Source organism: Sphingobacterium sp. UT-1RO-CII-1 (genome assembly GCF_026711005.1).
Lineage (GTDB): Bacteria > Bacteroidota > Bacteroidia > Sphingobacteriales > Sphingobacteriaceae > Sphingobacterium.
On sequence record NZ_JAPPVJ010000003.1, the window covers coordinates 201496 to 221386 of the forward strand.

Sequence of the window (19891 nt, forward strand, 5' to 3'; positions counted from 1 at the left end):
AAATAGCTTTGACAGTAGTTTTTCACAATATTTGAAACTTACCCCCTATTAAAAAAATAAACCGGTCGCTCGAAGGGTTATATAATCATACCTATAATTTGTACTATATTCTGCTAACGGGAATACAGCTTAGAACAATATCGCCCAAGCAAGACGATAGAAACTTTAGACCCTTCCAGAAAGCTATCTAAGGGTGCAATCATTTAAAGTATCAGGTTGAAATGCTTCCACGGACGCAGTGCGGACAGGGGTGGAATTAATTATTTATGCTTTATTGATACTATATAAATAAGTGTTTTGGACAGATTACTCCAGGTAAAGTCTTGACCTGACCATAAACTCATTCTTCTTAAAAAAGGTTTCCATCCTTAACTTTGAATCGCTTAATTGATATTTATAGGAGACGGTCTGTTGATTGATTTTTAAGTGTATAGAATCCTTAGATATGGTATATGTCCCATTGGCTTCACGTGATTTAAAAGAGCCGTCCGCTAAGAACTCGACTGTTTCGTTTTTAACAGAGTCCAACCTATTCTTAGCCCCATCATATGCAGTATAATCTGGATTAAAATATGTTATCTCCTCGGCAACGAGTCGCCACTTTTTATAGATGGGATTGTGTTGCGTATTAAATGACAAAAAAGCCATGCTTAATACTATAATCATAAAGCCGAGTAGTCTCATAATAACAAATTTAATATTTTTTATTGTTGGTAATAACAAATATTAAATTTATCACTCCATTTTCTCTGGCTGGATCAGGTTGAGGATATAATGAAAACTATTTTATTCCCTTATGTTATGCCTCTTATTATAATACCTAGTTTCTCGGGCAACAAAAGCGTCTTCACGTACCTTGTTTCGATAAGCAATATCATTGATCCATCGGGCCAAAGTACGATCCATTTTGCTGAGATGATATTTGAGACATAACGGGCATAGATAAGCAGAAAATTTAAAACCACTTGCCCTTACTTCTTTTTCAGCATTGATTTCTTCAGCTCGTTTCCTCGCAATTTTTCGGTTCTCAAAAGCTACTTTCACACATTTTGTACTTCTTTCATTCATAATCGCAGCACTATTAAACACACTAGCTAAATTTGATGAATACAACCCTAATATATCAATAAAAAACTGCAATTCAGCTATTTAATAAATTAAAAAACAGTGTTCGATCGTTTTAAAAGCTAAAAAAGTGTATTAAAAACTTTTGAAAGAACAGCCAAACAAAACATATCGTATAAATTAAAGACCAATACGTATATTAGTAATATGAAAAGAATTGTGATGCTACTTACACTATTGCTGTTTATTTCAGGATGCAGCAAAGAACATAGTGCAACAGATGAAAATGAAACCAAAGCATTAATTGAAAAGGTTTGGGAGTATGCAAATATCAACCCGAACGGCTTTACATTAAACTTGGAAACGATGAAACCTATAAAGTATGGCATCAGTGTAGCATATTTAGAAACGCAAGATAGTTTCGATAAAGAAGGGTTAGAAATAGTAATAAACCATGCGGTACGAAACAATAAAATTGTTGGTGGCTGGCTTAATGAGGATAACAAGCTTTATTACTTCGATTCGGTAAAAATATTCAAAAACAGCGACTTAGACGAAGCGATTACATTTGCAAAACAAAATAAGCAGCTCGCGATATTTGACTTAACGAATTTGAAAGAGATAAGAATAGAGCCTTAAGTATTTGGCTTGGAAACGATAATATCATGAGCATAAAAATACTTACTTTACAGCAAAAAAATTCGATAGCTAATTATAAACGTATGGGTATTACTATTAGCATCCTGGATAATGGAAAAGTAGAAGTATGCCAAAACGAACTAATTAACAACTATATTCTTAACCAAGAACAATTGAAAGAAAGAGGTAAGGAAATATTTCCAGATGCAGAGCTATTGCCCGTCACCCATGTGCCAGAAATAGAAAAAATAGATGCTGAGTGGATCCGCAACAAGATGAAAGAGTTTGGTATTGAATTAACAGATATCAGCAAACAACTGGCTATAGACAAAAAGCTAATAGCTCTAATGCTCAATGGCAGCGAGCAATTGAATAACAGTTTAAAGGCTGCGTTGTATTTTTACTTTATGACGTATGAACTAAACAGAGATTTTAGAGCAGCTGGAACTGACATGAAGAAAACTCGATAAAAGAAGCATCTTAATCTGTATACTCTTAATGCGTTATATCTTATCTTTGCAGATATTTTAATATCGGCTTATAGTGATTAACGTAAATAATATCTCCGTATCATTTGGAGGAACTACACTCTTTAGTGATGTATCTTTCTCTATCAATGAAAATGATAAAATCGCCCTTATGGGGAAGAATGGTGCTGGCAAATCTACTTTGTTAAAAATTATTGCAGGAGTGGGAAAAGCAACCACAGGCAATGTGTCAGGACCTAAAGACGCTGTTATAGCCTATCTACCGCAGCACTTGCTAACCCAAGATAACATGACGGTATTTGAAGAAACCTCTAAAGCTTTTGATGAGGTGTACCAGATGCGTGACGAATTGGAAAAGCTGAACGAACAACTGAATGTGCGCACGGACTACGAAACAGACGATTACATGAAGTTGATTGAGCGCGTTTCTGAACTTAGTGAGAAATTTTATTCTATTGAGGAGATAAACTATGATGCAGAGGTGGAAAAAGTACTCAAAGGACTGGGATTTGAACGTTCAGATTTTACACGTCAGACATCCGAGTTTTCAGGCGGGTGGCGGATGCGTATCGAGCTAGCTAAAATTTTATTGAAAAAGCCGGATCTCATTTTACTAGATGAGCCGACGAACCATATGGATATTGAGAGTATTCAATGGCTGGAAGACTTTTTAGTAAACTCGGCTAAAGCCGTTATTGTGATATCTCATGATAGAGCTTTTGTTGACAATATCACCAACCGTACAATCGAAGTTACGATGGGGCGTATATACGATTATAAAGCAAAATACAGCCATTATCTGGAATTGCGAAAAGAACGCCGTATGCATCAATTAAAAGCTTATGAGGAACAGCAACGTTTTATAGCGGACAATCAAGAGTTTATTGAGCGCTTTAGGGGGACTTATTCAAAGACTTTGCAAGTACAGTCGCGGGTTAAAATGTTGGAGAAGCTAGAAATCATTGAAATCGATGAGGTTGACACTTCTGCACTACGGCTAAAATTTCCGCCTTCGCCACGCTCAGGGCAATATCCTGTGATTGTGGAGGATCTAACAAAGGTATACGGCGAACATGTGGTTTTTGAAAAAGCTGCCATGGTGATTGAGCGCGGAGAAAAAGTGGCATTTGTAGGCAAGAACGGAGAAGGAAAATCGACCATGATTAAGGCGATTATGGGCGAGATTGATTATGAAGGGTCGTTAAAAATAGGCCATAATGCAAAAATAGGCTACTTTGCGCAAAACCAAGCGGCTTTATTGGACGAGGAATTAACCGTATTTGAAACTATTGACCAAATTGCAGTAGGTGATGTGCGCGTAAAAATAAAGGATATGCTAGGTGCCTTTATGTTTAGCGGTGATGATACAACTAAAAAAGTAAAGGTTTTATCGGGCGGTGAAAAAACCAGACTTGCTATGATTAAACTTCTGTTAGAGCCAGTTAATGTATTAATTCTGGATGAACCAACCAATCATTTGGACATGAAAACGAAAGATATCATCAAAGAAGCTTTACAGGATTTTGACGGCACGCTGATCTTGGTATCGCACGACCGCGATTTCTTAGACGGCTTAGCAAAAAAAGTATTTGAATTTGGGAATAAACGTGTTCGTGAACATTTTGAAGATATAAAGGGCTTTTTGGAGTACAAAAAAATGAACAGTTTAAAGGATATAGAACGTTAGGTCTAATTCCCGATCACCATATCCAGTTGACCACTGATCAGCCTTATTGATACAGTGGTCAAACTTTATTTAAGAAGACCAACGGATTAAGAACCGAGCTCTGCTTTTTGTTTATGAGAAAAAAACAAAACAGCGAACCCTAAGAGTGGTAATAGGCTGATAATAGTGTAGGTATAATTTATACCGTAAAGATCGGCTAAAACACCTAAACACGCTGCACCCAAGCCGCTCATTCCCATAGCAAAACCATAAAACAATCCGGATATTGCCCCTATTTTATGTGGCATAAGCTGTTGCGCATAAACTAATATAGGCGAAAATGACAGAGATAATATGAAACCGCAGGCTATTAGTAGAAATACTGTTGCCCAAAGATCTACATAGGGCAAAAGTAAGGCTAAGGGTATACTTCCCAGTACAGACAAACGTATTACTGCTATTTTGCTCCATCGATCTGCAAGCATACCGCCGAGCAATGTGGCTACGGCAGTGGCAAAAAGAAAATAAAAAAGTAGCAGCTGAGACTTGCCTTCGGCAAGCCCAAATGTTCTTATAGCATAGAACTGAAAATAATTGGTGATACCGGCAGAAAAAAAATATTTGGAAAATATCAAAATAAGAAGAATGATGATGTTTCTGCGTACTTGCAAAGTATCAGTTTTCCTTTCAGCCTCTACTTGGTTTGACAAAGTAGTTACAGTAGATTTTAACATCTTTTGCCGCCATAGGCCGACATGTATTAATAGTATTTTCACAGCACATGTGAGTAGTAAAACCCAAAGTATATAGCGCTGACCATTGGGCACAATAAGGAAAACCGCCAATAATGGCGCACAGGCCAAACCGGCATAACCGCCCAACTGAAAGATGGATTGGGATAGATTGAGTCGGCCTCCAGAAGATAGATTTGCAACTCTTGACGACTCCGGGTGAAAAATAGAAGCAGCTGTACCGATACAGATAACCGCAACAAGAACCCACAGATAACTATCGGCATAAGCCAAAATAATTATACCAAAACTAGATAGACACATCGAAAAAAATTGTGAAAATGATTGTGGATATTTGTCTGTAAAATTGCCAACAAACGGCTGAAGAACAGAAGCAGACAATTGAGCACATAAAGTTATTAGCCCTATCTGGCTAAGCGACAAATTATACATTCTTTCCAACTGCGGGTAGATGGCCGGAGCAATAGCCTGTGTAAGATCATTAATAAAGTGCGCTATAGTAATAATTACTAGTATTATATAGTGATTATTGAGCCGTTTTTCGGGAATAGAAGATATAGACCGACTAATTGCTGTATTTAGATTGCCCATTCAAATAAAATGCTTAGTATTATATGTTGAACAGGCTAAAATAATGGTAATTTAAAGTAGCAAGCTGGTACAGTTTGCTTTATATTATTAGGCCAGTGACATAGTTGGCGTTCACAGATTTTCGTACGGACTTATTATTGTAGAGACTGTATAGATAGGATGGTAAGCAACAAGAGCTTTGACAAAAAAAGACCTATTTTTATCCAATAGGTCTTTTATCGTCTTATTTTATCTCAAAGAGCTGATGCTCGGATGGCGCTCTTAGCTTATCCATCAAGCCTTCTAATTCTTTCACTTTTCTTGTATTAGAGGAGCTCTTATCATTTTTTTCGCCTTTATCTTTGGCTAGATTATAAAGCTCGGTTTTTTGAGGTTTACCATCTTTATAAAAACGGATGCCTTTCCAGTCTCCTTGACGAACGGCTTGCTTGAAACCACCTTCGCTAAATTCCCAGTACAATGTGCGATCCGTTTTCTGTTTACCATAAAACAAGTCTTCTTTAAAAGATACACCGTCAATATGAGCGGGTGGCTGCACGCCTGCAAGATCTGCAAAAGTAGGCAGCAGATCCCAAAAAGTACCTACATAAGCACTCTCGCCTCCTGCTTTGATATGACCAGGCCAATAGGCAATGAGAGGTGTACGTATACCGCCCTCATAAAGATCCCGTTTTACGCCACGCATGCCTCCTGTACTTTCAAAAACTTCCATAATATCATCCATCGTCCGCCCCCCTTCTTTATGTGTCCCGTTGTCACTAGTAAATATAACAAGCGTATTTTCCTCGAGCCCCAGTTCCTGCAACTTACTCATAATCCAGCCTGTATAATCGTCCATACTGCTGACCATGGCAGCATAAGCAGCTTTAGGATAAGGTTGTGCACCATAATGTAAGCCTGCTGGCTGTGCTTTTTCGGGAGAGAACACACTGCTACCATCAGCGTTTAAATAAGGTTGCATATAACGCTTGGGTACTGTAAGCTCTGCGTGGGGCACTGTAAAAGAGACGTACAAAAAGAAGGGATTAGCTTTATTTTCTTCAATAAAACGGACTGCTTCTTTAGCAAACAATTCATTTACATAAACGTCTTCGGCAATGCCTATTTTTTCGCTTTTGCCATTATTCAAGACCCAAACAGAATCGGGCTTTTGAAAATGCCCTTCAATATGATGTAGAAAACCGGTAAAGAAATCCCAGCTCTTATTTTCAGGCGCTCCTGTACTACCTTCAAGACCTAAGCCCCATTTACCAACCATACCATTGGTATAACCGGCCTGCTTGAGCACTTCTGGAATAATGACATCTTGCGGCCGTAACGCCACCTCGCCATTGCCACGAATATAAACTTGACCGGTATGCTGACCGGTCATTAAACTTGCACGTGAAGGAGCACAAACAGTACTGCCTGCATAAAATTGTGTGTAACGTTTACCCTTATCGGCCATTCTGTCCAAAACAGGTGTTTTGATAAGTTTCTGGCCATAGCTTCCCAAATCGCCGTACCCCATGTCGTCTGCCAGAATAAAAATAATGTTAGGTTTTTCACTCTTTTGCTGCGCTTCTGAATTAAAGATTATTCCAAACATAGCCCAAGAGTAGATAACATATTTTAAAAATTTCATGCTGTATAAATTTTATTAAAGTGTTTTTGATTGTTCTCAAAGGTAAGACTTATCTCAATATTTGAACAGTAACGATTCCGTGTATTTTAAGCGCGCTGTATATGAGATATAGATCAAAACAACTCTTCTTCTTTATAGTCTTTTGGGCTCATTCCTGTTTGTTTTTTGAAAAACTTGCTAAAAGTAAAAGGGTCTTTAAAATTCAGCAGCTCGGCAACACTACCTATAGTAGTTAAACGATTTTTTAATAAAATTTTCGCTTCGATCAACAGTACTTGATGAATAATATCCTTAGGTATTATGCCCATAGTTTTTTTTATCACCTTGCTAAGATGTTTTCGACTTATAAATAGTTTATCAGCATAGAACTGCACATCATGGTGTATATTATAATGCGATTGCACTAAAAGGTAGAAATTTGTTGTTATTGTCTCTTCACGGGAAGTTGCTATAGTTTTACTGTTTGATTGTCTAAAAAATTCTTCAATCGTGTACATTATTAATGAAAACAAATGCCAGATCATTTCATTTGCATAAAAAACATCGTTGCGCGCATCATTTAGAAAAGCTAATTCAGCTATAGCAGACTGTAATTTTCGGTAAAATATCCTCTCATTTTTAATTATATATGAAGGATGTGTGGAGAAACTTTTTATGATATCATTTGATCGATAATTGAAACCCGCATCACTGATCATTTGGATATTAAAACAAAGATATTTTGCACTAAAATCCTTTGACACAAAATGTACTTTAAATACTTCTCCAGGCACAACGAAGAGTATATCATTTTTCTTTATCTCATACCGGTAGTCACCAACACTATAATAAGATTCGCCCGCTTCAACTAACATAAGACCAAAAAACTCCGTTTTATAAACGTGATCTATTATTACGTCATTTTGTGCATAGCTTTCTTCAAAAAGCACAACATTCTGATTTCTAATAGGAAATGTATTCGCTTCCAGCAAATCAGAAAATTTCAATAATGTGGTAGAACTAGGCTCCATTAAACAAAAATAAGATTATTTTGTCATCATAGTTCTTTTACCCCAGCGCCATAAGATGCATGAATAATACTTGCAATAGCTTTCTTCGCAAAGTTGATAAACTGGCCAGTCAACTGAGCATCAGGCATGAAAACACTTTCCTCTTCACCTAGATAACTATATTTTGCTTCTACAATTAAAGATTGATAGACATCAGGGATTTTATTCAATAACCAGTTGGCAGCATCTTCCTTAGAAGCAATATCTCCGGTAGAAACACTGTACCAAATCCTCGCGATAGTCAAAATAATATTTCTTTCGTCGCCAAGCCAGTCTGATTCGCAACACCATAATGATAATGTATTGTACAAAGCATATTTAAAATCATGATCAGGGATAGGGTCAAAAAGATCAACTACAGGCTTTCCTACAATTGGGATACTTGATAAAGCAAGCTTTCGGAGCAGTATGGTTAAGTCTATATCTACCATAGGGGGCTCAAAAACATTGTTTAAAATATCACTTCTTAACCATTCGCCAAACTGTAACTCTCGCCGAGCGGGATGACGCCAAGGTACTATATCTTTATAATTGACCACAGTAACTTCAAGCGCTCGAAGGTTTACGTTGGTACCAGGCATAGCTGAACAATATAAAAGGTCATGCATAAGCCTTTTGCGCGCAGCATTATCTACCGGAGTACGAACAGTTACAAACAAATCAAGATCGCTGTAGGGTTTCAACCCACCATCTAATGCAGAGCCGTATAAGTGAATGGCCATTACGGATTCGGCAAGATATGCAACAATTAAATCGCAAGCTTTAATAATTTGCTCATTATCAGCTGGACTCATTCCTAAATCAATAATACGCTTATTTAACTCCATATACTTTTAATATACACTTTCGATACTACCCCTCACCCTAAAGCTGCAATATAAAAAAAGTAGTTTTGTTACTCAACTTTTTAGAAGATCGAAATAACTAAGCAGTAAAACTATAGTCTAGTATCCACACAAAATAAAAAGCCGTCCTCTATTACAGAAGACGGCTACGTAAACTAATTATAACCTAACTAATAATTATTTATCGTAAAGAGTTGATCCATTCTGCAATTTTCAATGCGTCAGCCTTAGGCACTTGAGGCATAGGCGGCATAATCGTCGGATAATCCGGCCAGTTTTGTGGCTGTGGATTATAAATCAACTGAACAATTTTCTCGTTCGTGTATTTCCTTTTCGCTACATCTTTGTATGATGGGCCGATCTGTTTTTTATCGGCCGAATGACAAGCTGTACAGGTGTGCTTAAGTAAAAGCCCTTCAACCTCCTTATAAGTGGGTGCTTTTTTAACTGCTGTAGTAGTACTGACAGTTTTTGCAGTTTCAGCAACAGTAGTTTTCTTTACAGCTGCGCTTTTTGTTGTCTTAGCGACTTTAACTTCTTCTTTTACTTCTTCTACAACGGGAATGTCTGCCGAGTTATACGTACTAAGCTCATTGATCGATAACTTAGCTCCTGAAGGAATCTGATTCAAGGTGTAGTAAGCAATCGGGTGCAATAAATTATGTTTTGACTGTTCAGACATTACACCAATAAGTGTCAGGTTATGTATATAATGCTGCTTAAGATCATCGGTCACAACTCGTACTTTTAAACCATCAGATGAAACCTTAACGCCTTTAATTTTTGCTTCTGCATTGTTTACCGGTGGGCTACCATAGACAGAGTTATATTTATAGGTAAAAGTAGTCAGCGAGTATGATGCCAGATCTTCTGCAGACTTTTTGTCCACAGGCTTAGTAAATTCGATTTCAAAACCATCCGGCATAGCTTTTACCGTTTTCATTTCAAAAGGAACTTTATCCTCCACATAAATTAAGCGCTCAAGTCCTTCATTGGCATCACCGGCGGATCCCCAGCCCCTATTCGTTTCACCAATAAACAAAGACCCGTCTTTCGCCCAATCCATCCGTAAAATACCTGAACGAAAACCACTACGGAATGCAATAGCTGCTCCTTGGTATTCGCCGTTGACTTTTTCCATCATAACACGGGAAATCATACTCATCCCCTGGTCAGCTACCAAGATTTGGCCAGCAAAAGGCCCAAAGTGCCCCTCGGGAATAACAATAGGTTCTGCAGATGAGATGCCCAAAATACCATGCGGAAGCCACACTGCTGGCAATTGCAGTTGAGGGATTACCGCTTTAGCATCAGCCATTGTCTTGAAATCCTCATCGACTATATTTTCAGGTTTTACAGCCCTTCCCTCTGCATTGCGGATTCGGCGTTCGTCTATAAAATCAAACAATGCATTCTGTTTCAATTTTATGGGAGAGTCCGGATGATCAGTCCAGACCAAACCAGCAGGATGTCCTACGAATGAACCTTTAGGAAGTTCCCATAACCCTCCAGAGCCGATCCAATCGCCTTGATTTTCTGTGTAGAAAAACTCACCGTTCAACATACCTATCCCAGCCGGAGAACGCATACCAGTAGACCAGGGCATCATGCGGCCATCTTCAAAAATCTCGAGAGCCCATCCACGCCAAGGCACCCTACTTTCGCCACGCCACCACTCTTCATCGCCAAAAGCGACATTCGTAGTCACTAAAAATGATCCGTTCTTAGTGATTTTAGGACCAAAGCTATATTCATGATAATGACCAGATAATGGCCAAGCATAGACTGTCTCGTATACATCAGCTACGCCATCATGATCGGTATCTACAAGTTTTGTCAGTTCACCACGCTGCGCTGTGTATAAAGCTCCATCTTTATAGGCTAAACCCAAAGCCTCATGTAAACCCGACGCAAACTTGCGAAAATAAGGTCTGTTACTTGTAGGATTTTCTACAATATAGACGTCACCACGACGGGTTGCTAATGCTAAATTTCCGTTGGGAAGAGTTACTAGGCCTCCTATTTCCAATAATGCTGATTCTGGAGCAGGAATTTTAACTATTTTCAAATAATCCTCTTCTTTGGGAGCTTCTTGAGCAACTATAGAAGTTGTCGCCAATACACTACCGACAAGTAGACTAAATAATTTTATATTAAATACTTTTTTCATTCTCTTTTTCGTAACGATATTATAATATGATCGTGTAATATACCCGTGGTTCAAGCTTAACCAATAATTGCTGCTTACCATTATTCTCTCTTACTATTGCTTTACTCTTTTTAGCAAGGTCAAGCTGTAGATAATAAGCCTTGTCGCCAACGATATATTCATTTTTACCAACTTCCTTTATAAGATTATCTTCTGCAACCAGCACATACAAATCATCTTCACCGGATAATCCATCCGCTACTATTTCTCTACCTAACTTTGTTCCTCCGTCTAATATATCCGTACGGTCTGAAATCTTTTTACCATGAAGCTCATACTTAAAAGTAGGAATACGCTCGACATTAACGGTATATCCCTTTGTACGAAAACCTGTGCCCGCAGTATCGGAAGGCCATTCAGCATGATCGTTTGCTAAGCGCGCTACCTGTAGCTTATTAGCACTAAAGACTTGAACAGTACCTAGTGGCCTAGAAGTTCCATTTCCACGATTGTCCCACATAGGAGTAGCATCTAAAAAGCCTCCGCGCCATGCCTGAACTAATAATCCATGATCAAGATCATAGGTATAATGGAGTCCTGCAGGATTACCCACTGAAACCGCATGAACTATTTTAGGTGCACCCGCTACATCCATAAAACTTCTTAAAATAGGGCTTTGTACAGCATCAACCCAAATCGGATCAGCCGAACGCCATCCTTCTTTAGTTTCACGGCTAGGGTTTTCTGTTATTACTATGTTTTTATAGGCAACAGCACCATGGTCTCCCTGTATTCTTAGTGAAGCAGTTGCAACTTCATTTTCGCTAACAGCTCCGGGTGTAGGCTTAGTGAGCTCTACATTCTCCTGGACTAAAACACCATTTAAAAACACACTTAGGATACGTGCATTTTCTATCTTGTGTCCTGCCCCGTCAAAACGTGGTGCCTGAAACGAGATTTTAAGATGCTGCCAAAGACCGGGAGCTTTACTGACATTAAAGCGAGGCGCACTTAAACCATAAATACCACCATTGCTCCCTGCACTGATAGCTTTTGCTTGCCAAGAGTCTTCCAATTGCACTTCATAACGGCCTTGTAAATAAATGCCTGAATTCCCTCCACTTACCATAAGATAATCCAGCTCAATATCCATATCTCCAAACTCTTGTGCGGTAAAAAGATCTTCGCCTAGGTTTTTCTTAGTAGGAAGGTTAGCTATAATACCGATACCAGGCTTTACAGTAATATTTCCAACTGTGCGGTAGTCAGCGTTTGCGTCACCCGCCTCTGTCCAACTCTTGCTAGGGGATTTAAAATGATGGAGCTTGTCCAGTTTGATGGGCTCTTTATTGGAAGCCAAAGAATAACTTGCTGTAAAAGATCCCGACAGGGCAACAAGTAGAAACTTGATTAATAATAATTGTTTTTTAGACATTGTCTTGTAATATATAATCGATAATTTTTGAATTTTTCATTAAACCATAAGCTAAACAACTTATTACATACTGTATTATTAGCAATATTTTTTTTTGATATCTTAAAGCATATGCATTCTAGACACTCTATAAAATGTACTTAAGTAGAAGTTCCTAATATATTTTTAAATAAACGGTTTAGGCTTATTAGTATATTGGGTGTAAATATATTGACTCTAAATTATATTAGAGACTATATCACAAAAATGATATAGTCTCTGATTTTGTTTTATTAATTATACCCTGGATTCTGTTTCAGATTAGGGTTATTATCAATCTGATTACGTGGAATTGCAAACAATTCGCGATTTACATCTGTAGATGCTTTATGATCCCACCAAGTGCCATTAATAAAGTCGCCAAAACGTATTAAATCCGTACGTCGCTTGCCTTCGAATACAAATTCTCTACCTCTTTCTGCCAAAAGCTCTTTCAATGTTAGTGTCGCAGTAGAGTACTTTGCAGCCTGCCAATCTGCCTTGGCAAAAGCGCGCTCACGAGATTCATTAATTAAGTCTACTGCTTCTGCTGTTGCTACTCCGCCATTTTTACGCATAAGCGCCTCTGCTTTATTAAAGTAAATTTCAGTCAGGCGATAAATGATATAATCATTTTCGAGATAGTTAGGATCATCTAATGTTCCTGACTTGTATTTATGGAATCGAGCTCCTGAATTTTCTTCACCTTCTGTCATGGATCCCTGTGAGGTTAAATCACCCTCACTTTCTCTTCGGATAGTATTCACGTAAGCAAATGGTTTACCATCCCACTCTTCTGTGCCTAGGATAGGAGTCGTAGTACCATACTTATATTGTGGACCGAATAAAAACCAATCTTTTTTACGAAGATCATTTTCTACATAAGCATCAAAAGCACTTGGGATGACAACTAAAGCATTCCACCCTCCATAGGCTACTTTTAAAACATCTTTCATATTGTCATAGCCCATAAAAAAGCCACCCCAACCAAACTCAAATCCGCCTTTTTTACTAAACTGAAACTGAAATAAGGATTCTTTATGAAAATCATTCGTATTTGCAAAAGCAGAATTAATATCAGGACTAAGCTGAGGAGCTCCATCGATGCCCCCACCTTTACCCGAGATAATATTATCGCATGCTGTGATACAATCGTCCCATCTTGCTGTGCCGGTCCATTTTTCGGCATTCAAATACAATTCGGCAAGCATAGCGTAAGCGGATGCTTTTGACACCTGCCCTATAGTTTCGCGGCTTGTGAGCGGCAACTGATCGATATTACTGTTGATTTCATTTTCTATAAATTTAAAAACTTCTTCACGTGATACCGTTTCGGGATTCAACGGCTCACTAGTCCTTGTTACAATAGGCACATTACCCCACATATCCATTATTTTCAGGTAGTGAAATGCACGCAGCACCTTTAGCTGCGCCAATACTTCAACACCTTCATTTTCTGTCATTCCTATTTTAGCAAGATCTAATGCCGCTATATCTTGAATAGCATTATTGACGTATCCTACACCTTCCCACATGCCTTGCCAGGCATTACGAAGACGAGATTCATTACTTGTCCAGGTATGGTAGTGAAGGCGGATATGGTCACCAGAGTCATATCCATGTTTCCCTTTTTGCGGCCAAGCCAATTGATCAGCCGACAGCTCAGAGTGGTAATAGTAACCACTACCACCCGTGGGGGCCAACCAAGACTGCATATGTGTATAAGGCCGAAGGGCCGCCTGCATAACCTCTAGTTTATTATTATAAAAACCATCGATCTTTAATTTAGTATATACCTTCTCATCTAAATCTGTACAGCTGACAGACATTCCACCTATTAAAACAGATGCTATGAGCCCCAATACTAATTTATTATATCTTTTCATTTGTATCTCTTTTAATTAAAACCCAACATTTAAACCAATAGTCCATGACCTTGTTCTTGGATAGAAAGCCCGGCTATCTATACCCGCATCAAAACCTGTATCTTGCAATTCAGGATCTAAGCCTTTATAACTCGTAATCGTGGCTAGATTGCGTGCAGAAGCGTACACATATAGGTTTCTTACATAGTTGTTTTGCATTTTAAAGTTGTAACCAAAAGTTATGTTATCCAACTTCAAAAACGAACCATTCTCTAAATAATAATCAGAATACTGTGGATCATCATTAATGTCTTTATTTCTATCAAAAGCACTCTCAAAGACGTTATTCGGCAGCCATTTTTGATTGCCAAAGAACATATCAGCTGTGTTTAAAATATCGTATTTAAACTTGCCTCTGAAAAACACGGTTAAATCAAAACCTTTGTACGCAAACCTATTGGATAAAGATGCCTGAAATTTAGGTACGCCATTACCAATATAAGTTAAATCATTTTCATTGATTTCTGAAGCCCTTCCTGTTGAGCCATCGGCTTTATAAAACAGCCACTTGCCATCATCGGTGAAACCTGCAAACCTTTTTCCATAGAACGACCCGATCTCCCCACCTTCTTCTAGACGAATAGCATCGCCCAAATTTCCAGGAGCGGGAAGTCCCCCAAATGTCATCCAACTACTTTTAAAACGCTCACTAGACATTTTGGTTAGTTTATTTTTCTGGTAATTACCTGTAAAATCGACACTCCACTGGAAATCATCGCGCTGCATTGCAACAGCCGAGAGCTGTAATTCCACTCCTTTATTGGATACTTCACCCACATTGTACCATATTAAGTTTTTCACAAAAGATGGCTGTTGTGCGGTATATTCATTTAGTAAGTCCTTTGTTTTTCTGTTATATACATCAACACTACCTGTAATACGGTTATTCAAAAGCCCAAAATCAAGACCGATATTTAATTCGGCTTTTTGCTCCCATTTCACATAAGGATTGGGATTAGATGATGGTCCGTAAGTTTGATAATAATCTCCATTTTGTGGATAAACACCACCGGTAGATAACAAAATCAAAGATGTGTAATTAGGAAACCCTTGATTACCGGTAACACCATAGCCGACTCTTAATTTCAGATCGTTTACCACATCTTTATTGGTAAAGAATTCCTCGTTGGTAATATTCCATCCTGCAGAAACAGCAGGGAAGCTTCCCCATTTGTTATTATCCCCAAAACGTGTCGACCCTTCGCGACGAAGTATGGCTGTTAAGAAATAACGAGAGTCGTAGGTATAATTAACACGTCCGAAAAATGATATTAACTTGTTCTCTTCTTTAAAAGACACTAATTCTGGTCTAGGCAGTTTATCGTTAGACACAGCTGTACCGGCCCCCATATTCCAATCGAGAAAAGCATCTGTGGTAAAACCACTGTTAGACATACTAAACCGTTCTGCAGTAGAGTATTGGTAACTATAGCCCAATAAACCGGTGATCTCATGCTTATCTGCAAATTTCTGCTTATAATCTGCCGTAATCTCGAATGTCTTACTTTCATGCAATTCATTTCCTTTATACGCATAGGCAGTGCCTAAGTAGTTGGAATTAGGTCGCTGATCCCAATCTTTTATAGAACGGTACTTACGCGTATTCCAATTGTCGCGAACATAAGATCCAAATGCAGAAATACTTAAAGGCTCTATTACTTGCAGTTTTAAACGAGCATCTCCCGAAAATGTCTGCTGATTAGCTTCATCAATTCTATTTGCCAGACGGCTCATTGGATTGAAATTATTATAACCCTGCGTCTCATAAAAAGATCCGTCGCCTTCATATATAGGAGCTGTAGGGTTACGTTGTATTGCCTGTTCAAAATATTCGGTTTTACCCCCTAACGAATCTGCCTTACTAAAGTTAGCTGCAATATTCGTAGAGAAAGTAAGTTTATCATTTAAGCCAGTTTGGGTAAAACTTAAACGACCACCAAATTGCTCTCTTCCATTTTGCTTAGCAATACCTTCTGCATCTTGATAGTTTAAAGAAGCTCTGTAGGTCGACTTCTCACTACCTCCACTTGCGCTGAAGTTATGAAACTGCGAAAAGTTATTTTTATTAATAAGCTCATTATAAAGATCTGTAGAATGGCCCAAATCTAAAGTTGGTTTATTCTGTCCTTCGACTACTAGTTTTCTGAATTGATCTGCAGACAACATAGAAGGTCTTTTTGCAACCGACTCCATTTGTCCATAAGTTTGATAATCGAAAACAGATGTACCAGCTTTCCCTTTTTTGGTCGTGATTAAAATAACCCCACCATTTCCTCGAGTTCCATAAATAGCAGCAGCAGACCCATCTTTCAATACATCAATAGACTCAATATCGCCTTGTTTTATGAGGTCTAAACTCCCCCCAGGTATACCATCGATAACAATTAAGGGTTCATTCCCACCTTTCATAGAAGCCATACCACGCAATTGAATACTAGAGCCTGAGTTAGGATTACTGCCTTGTGTGCGCGTAATATTTAAGCCGGCAACTTTCCCCTGTACCAGATCCATGGGACTTCGCATACCACCTTGGTTAAAATCTTTTTCCTTGACTGATGCAACAGCTGAGGTGATCTCACTTTTTTTCTGCGAGCCATAGCCCACTACCACTACCTCATCTAACGATGAGCTGTCTGCTGTTAAAGCAATGCTTAATGACGCGCTGGACACGGTAATCTCTCGAGAAGTATAACCAATATAGGAAACGATTACTGTTTCACCTATACCTGCCTGTATTTGAAAACGTCCACTTGCATCTGTTTGTGTTGCTGTTTTACTTCCTTTCAAAGAAACAGTAACACCAACTAGCGGTTCTCCTGTTTGTGCATCTTGAACAATACCAGACACGGATTGCAAAAAATTAGACACAGAGACGTGCTTGGTCGTGGAGCTTACTGCTCCTGCAGCATACACTGCGCTAGCTCCGTTACTAAGCAAAGCTAATGGTATAAGTAACCACGTACTTTTCTTAGATTTAAAATTGATAAAATTTCCCATAAGTAATTAGTTAGTTTTTATACATAAAATTAGTTTTGATAAAAAATTAGCTTGTTAACTAATAAAGTAACATTCACAACGATGAAATGTTTACAAATTCAGATTTGTAGACCTACATCATTATTTGAATTGTTAGTAATAAGAGTGACTGAGGTCAATACAACTACACCTCCAAAACTTTTTTTGATAGTTAAACAACTATAAAGAAAGAGGCGGCTGATTTTTAGGATATAGATGTATGAAATTGTTTGTTTGTTTAGTTTGAATTAGTGTCATCATTGATTAAAGGTAATTTGAAATACTACAAATAATTAGTAATTCGAAGATACGGGTACTTCATAAACCAACTTGTTAACCAGATGTTATTCACTTGTTAATGGATTGTTAACAGTGAGATAAAAAACTAAGAGACAGGCACTCTAAAGATAAATCCAACTTTATAGACGGTCTCCAATTGAACATTGCGAGAGTAGTTGAGCAATTTGCGTATTCTGGACACAAATACGTCCAAACTTCTTCCTAAAAAATAATCACTTTCGCCCCAAACAGCTAGTAAAATATCCTCCCGTTTGAGAACACGATTTGCGTTTAGAGCGAAATATTTCCAAACTTCAAATTCTCTTTCTGTTAGATTTACTTGCTGTTTATTTGAGAATGTTAACATCATTTGGTCTTGAAGTAACCGAATATCACCAATGACTAAATCAGAGGAACGGCGAATTTGTTGACGATTAATAATATTATGGATTCTCCATGAGAGTTCTTCTACGTCAAATGGTTTTGTAACATAATCTTCTCCTCCCAACTTCAATCCTTTGATTTTACTATCTTTATTATCTCGAGCAGTTAAAAAAATAAATCTTTGCTGTGGATTTGACAATAACACTTTTTTAACCAATTCGAAACCGTCCATATCGGGCATTTGGATATCCACTAATAAAAGACTAAAGTTATCTCGCCCTAAAGTAGACAAAGCTTCTAAAGCACTTCTACTCCAAGTGATATCAAACCCTGATGAACGCAAATAAAATGCTGTTTGCTCTCCTAGGTCCAAATCATCTTCTATTAAAAGAATCTTGTTGTTCATAACGTACTTTATTTATATTCTGACATCGTAATAGTAACAGTAGTCCCCTGATTCACTTTAGATTTTACATCTATTTTCCAATTGTGTGTAACAACCAACTGTCTAACATAGTAAAGCCCTAAACCAATACCACCTCTATTTTTGACAGATTTTCCTTGATAGAAGCGATCGAAAACATAATTTAAATCTTCTCCAGCGATACCTATCCCATTATCAGTCACAGATAAGGACAATTTACCATGTATTTCCTTTAAATCGACATGTACATTAATTATATCTGAATCATTGTACTTTACTGCATTTTGAACCAAATTAATTAAAACCGTTGTGAAAAGAAATAAATTGTATTTCACATACAAATCCTGAATAGGCAAATGAGATTGAATGTAAACGTTCTTATTTTGTTGATATTTTAAACGCAAATCATTTAATACAGTCTCTAAATCCTGAACAATAGGTTGTTCGGTTTTTTTAATTTTACCCGGATCAAACATGCTCACGTATATTACCTGATCTATCAAATTATTTAAACGATCCGACTGTCTTTCTATGATCGACAAACCCGTGTTTATATTATCCATTCCTTCTTGATCTCTAACCTCGCGACGAAGGTTTTTAACACAGACTTTTATGGTCGAGATTGGCGTTTTATATTCATGTGTAATACTATTTACAAAATCACTAATAATTTCATTTAGTTTTTTTTGTTTTATCCAATTGTTGAATGTAACAAAATAAACAAATAACATTAGTAAAATACTTACACCAGAAAGACATAAAAGCGGTAGAATTCCGACCAAGGTGTGCCATATGGCACGTTCCTGTTGAATATAAAGTGCAAAACCGAACCTATAAGTATATGGCAAAGCATTTGATACTGTAATGGTGGAGACCAGACTTGGAGGGCGAACAATATGTGGATTCCCAGATAGTAAAGTATTTTCAAATGTTTGATCGGGCTTATAGCCAAAAGTCACATATTCTTTTCCATCAAATGTCAATAGAAATGTATGAATCAACAGTGAATGCTCAATAGTATCGCTTTCTAGCCCAAGGTCATAAAAAATACGAGCAAGTAAAGAATCAATTGTATTATCTTGTTTAAGGGCTACAACGATGTCTCGATAAAGACTACTGGAGGTTGCATAAAATGCAGGTCTGTTGACCGTATGCAATATTTCTAGCTCCTTTAATACCTCTACAGACAATATACTATCAATTATATTTTGACCACCAGGAAATAATTTATCATTAATAATAGCCTTTTCGTACGCTTGCTTTATACGTTCTTTTTCGACTCGAAAGAGTTCTGCATTTTTTACCTCATAGGCATCCGAAATAAGCTTATAGTGCAGACCTAATAAAATAACAAAACATAAGCTGGCCGTAACCTTAAGCATAGTGGTGGACAATAAACGATCTTTGGCTCTTCTTAGCATTAAATGATTAGTGTGTATTTTTTCAAACCTAAAAAAAATGTATTATATTTACGAACACTGCCTAATTAAAAGCCGAACCATTAACAATCTATTAACAACATCTAGGCATATATTCTTACGTT

15 protein-coding genes are annotated in these 19891 nt (G+C 37.6%); 3 read left to right on the plus strand and 12 right to left on the minus strand.

All coding sequences use genetic code 11. From position 1 onward, the window contains the following. Positions 1-306: 306 nt before the first annotated feature. Both ORI89_RS08330 and ORI89_RS08335 read right to left on the minus strand, forming a co-directional pair. Complete coding sequence (locus tag ORI89_RS08330; protein ID WP_268230002.1) at positions 307-684, minus strand: lipocalin family protein; 378 nt, start codon at positions 682-684, stop codon at positions 307-309. 102 nt (positions 685-786) lie between these two features. Continuing rightward, a complete protein-coding gene (locus ORI89_RS08335) occupies positions 787-1068 on the minus strand; it encodes a hypothetical protein (RefSeq protein ID WP_268230003.1) in 282 nt (93 codons plus the stop codon). Positions 1069-1272: 204 nt separating this feature from the next. Here ORI89_RS08335 and ORI89_RS08340 point away from each other — a divergent pair, with 204 nt between their 5' ends. From ORI89_RS08340 to ORI89_RS08350, 3 genes are all read left to right on the plus strand, one after another. Beyond that, a complete protein-coding gene (locus ORI89_RS08340) occupies positions 1273-1704 on the plus strand; it encodes a hypothetical protein (protein ID WP_268230004.1) in 432 nt (143 codons plus the stop codon). Positions 1705-1730: 26 nt separating this feature from the next. Further along, positions 1731-2174, plus strand: a complete 444-nt coding sequence (locus ORI89_RS08345) for a hypothetical protein (RefSeq protein ID WP_268230005.1) — start codon at positions 1731-1733, stop codon at positions 2172-2174. Between the two features lie 73 nt (positions 2175-2247). After that, positions 2248-3879: an ABC-F family ATP-binding cassette domain-containing protein gene (locus ORI89_RS08350; RefSeq protein ID WP_268230006.1), complete on the plus strand. Its 1632-nt coding sequence runs from the start codon at positions 2248-2250 to the stop codon at positions 3877-3879. Positions 3880-3965: 86 nt separating this feature from the next. Here the strand turns inward: ORI89_RS08350 and ORI89_RS08355 are convergent, their stop codons facing one another. The 10 genes from ORI89_RS08355 to ORI89_RS08400 all read right to left on the minus strand — a co-directional run bounded on the left by ORI89_RS08355 (position 3966) and on the right by ORI89_RS08400 (position 19769). Next, the gene (locus tag ORI89_RS08355; RefSeq protein WP_268230007.1) at positions 3966-5201 is read right to left on the minus strand and encodes an MFS transporter; all 1236 of its coding nucleotides are present in this window, start codon (positions 5199-5201) and stop codon (positions 3966-3968) included. Between the two features lie 223 nt (positions 5202-5424). After that, entirely contained in the window at positions 5425-6825 is a 1401-nt protein-coding gene (locus tag ORI89_RS08360; protein WP_268230008.1) for an arylsulfatase, read from the minus strand. 113 nt (positions 6826-6938) lie between these two features. Continuing rightward, positions 6939-7835: an AraC family transcriptional regulator gene (locus tag ORI89_RS08365; protein ID WP_268230009.1), complete on the minus strand. Its 897-nt coding sequence runs from the start codon at positions 7833-7835 to the stop codon at positions 6939-6941. A gap of 26 nt (positions 7836-7861) precedes the next feature. After that, entirely contained in the window at positions 7862-8668 is an 807-nt protein-coding gene (locus ORI89_RS08370) for an aminoglycoside adenylyltransferase family protein (protein ID WP_442800880.1), read from the minus strand. 232 nt (positions 8669-8900) lie between these two features. After that, positions 8901-10889 carry a c-type cytochrome gene (locus ORI89_RS08375; protein WP_268230011.1) on the minus strand — a complete coding sequence of 663 codons (1989 nt, stop codon included), beginning with the start codon at positions 10887-10889 and terminating at the stop codon, positions 8901-8903. 19 nt (positions 10890-10908) lie between these two features. Beyond that, complete coding sequence (locus ORI89_RS08380; protein ID WP_268230012.1) at positions 10909-12303, minus strand: 3-keto-disaccharide hydrolase; 1395 nt, start codon at positions 12301-12303, stop codon at positions 10909-10911. A 272-nt stretch (positions 12304-12575) separates the two neighbouring features. Continuing rightward, positions 12576-14207, minus strand: a complete 1632-nt coding sequence (locus tag ORI89_RS08385) for a RagB/SusD family nutrient uptake outer membrane protein (protein WP_268230013.1) — start codon at positions 14205-14207, stop codon at positions 12576-12578. Between the two features lie 15 nt (positions 14208-14222). Next, positions 14223-17243 (minus strand): SusC/RagA family TonB-linked outer membrane protein, encoded by a 3021-nt coding sequence (locus ORI89_RS08390; protein WP_268230014.1) that lies wholly within the window; start codon positions 17241-17243, stop codon positions 14223-14225. Positions 17244-17646: 403 nt separating this feature from the next. Next, positions 17647-18330 carry a response regulator transcription factor gene (locus ORI89_RS08395; RefSeq protein ID WP_268230015.1) on the minus strand — a complete coding sequence of 228 codons (684 nt, stop codon included), beginning with the start codon at positions 18328-18330 and terminating at the stop codon, positions 17647-17649. Positions 18331-18338: 8 nt separating this feature from the next. Continuing rightward, positions 18339-19769 (minus strand): sensor histidine kinase, encoded by a 1431-nt coding sequence (locus tag ORI89_RS08400; protein WP_268230016.1) that lies wholly within the window; start codon positions 19767-19769, stop codon positions 18339-18341. Positions 19770-19891: the final 122 nt, after the last annotated feature.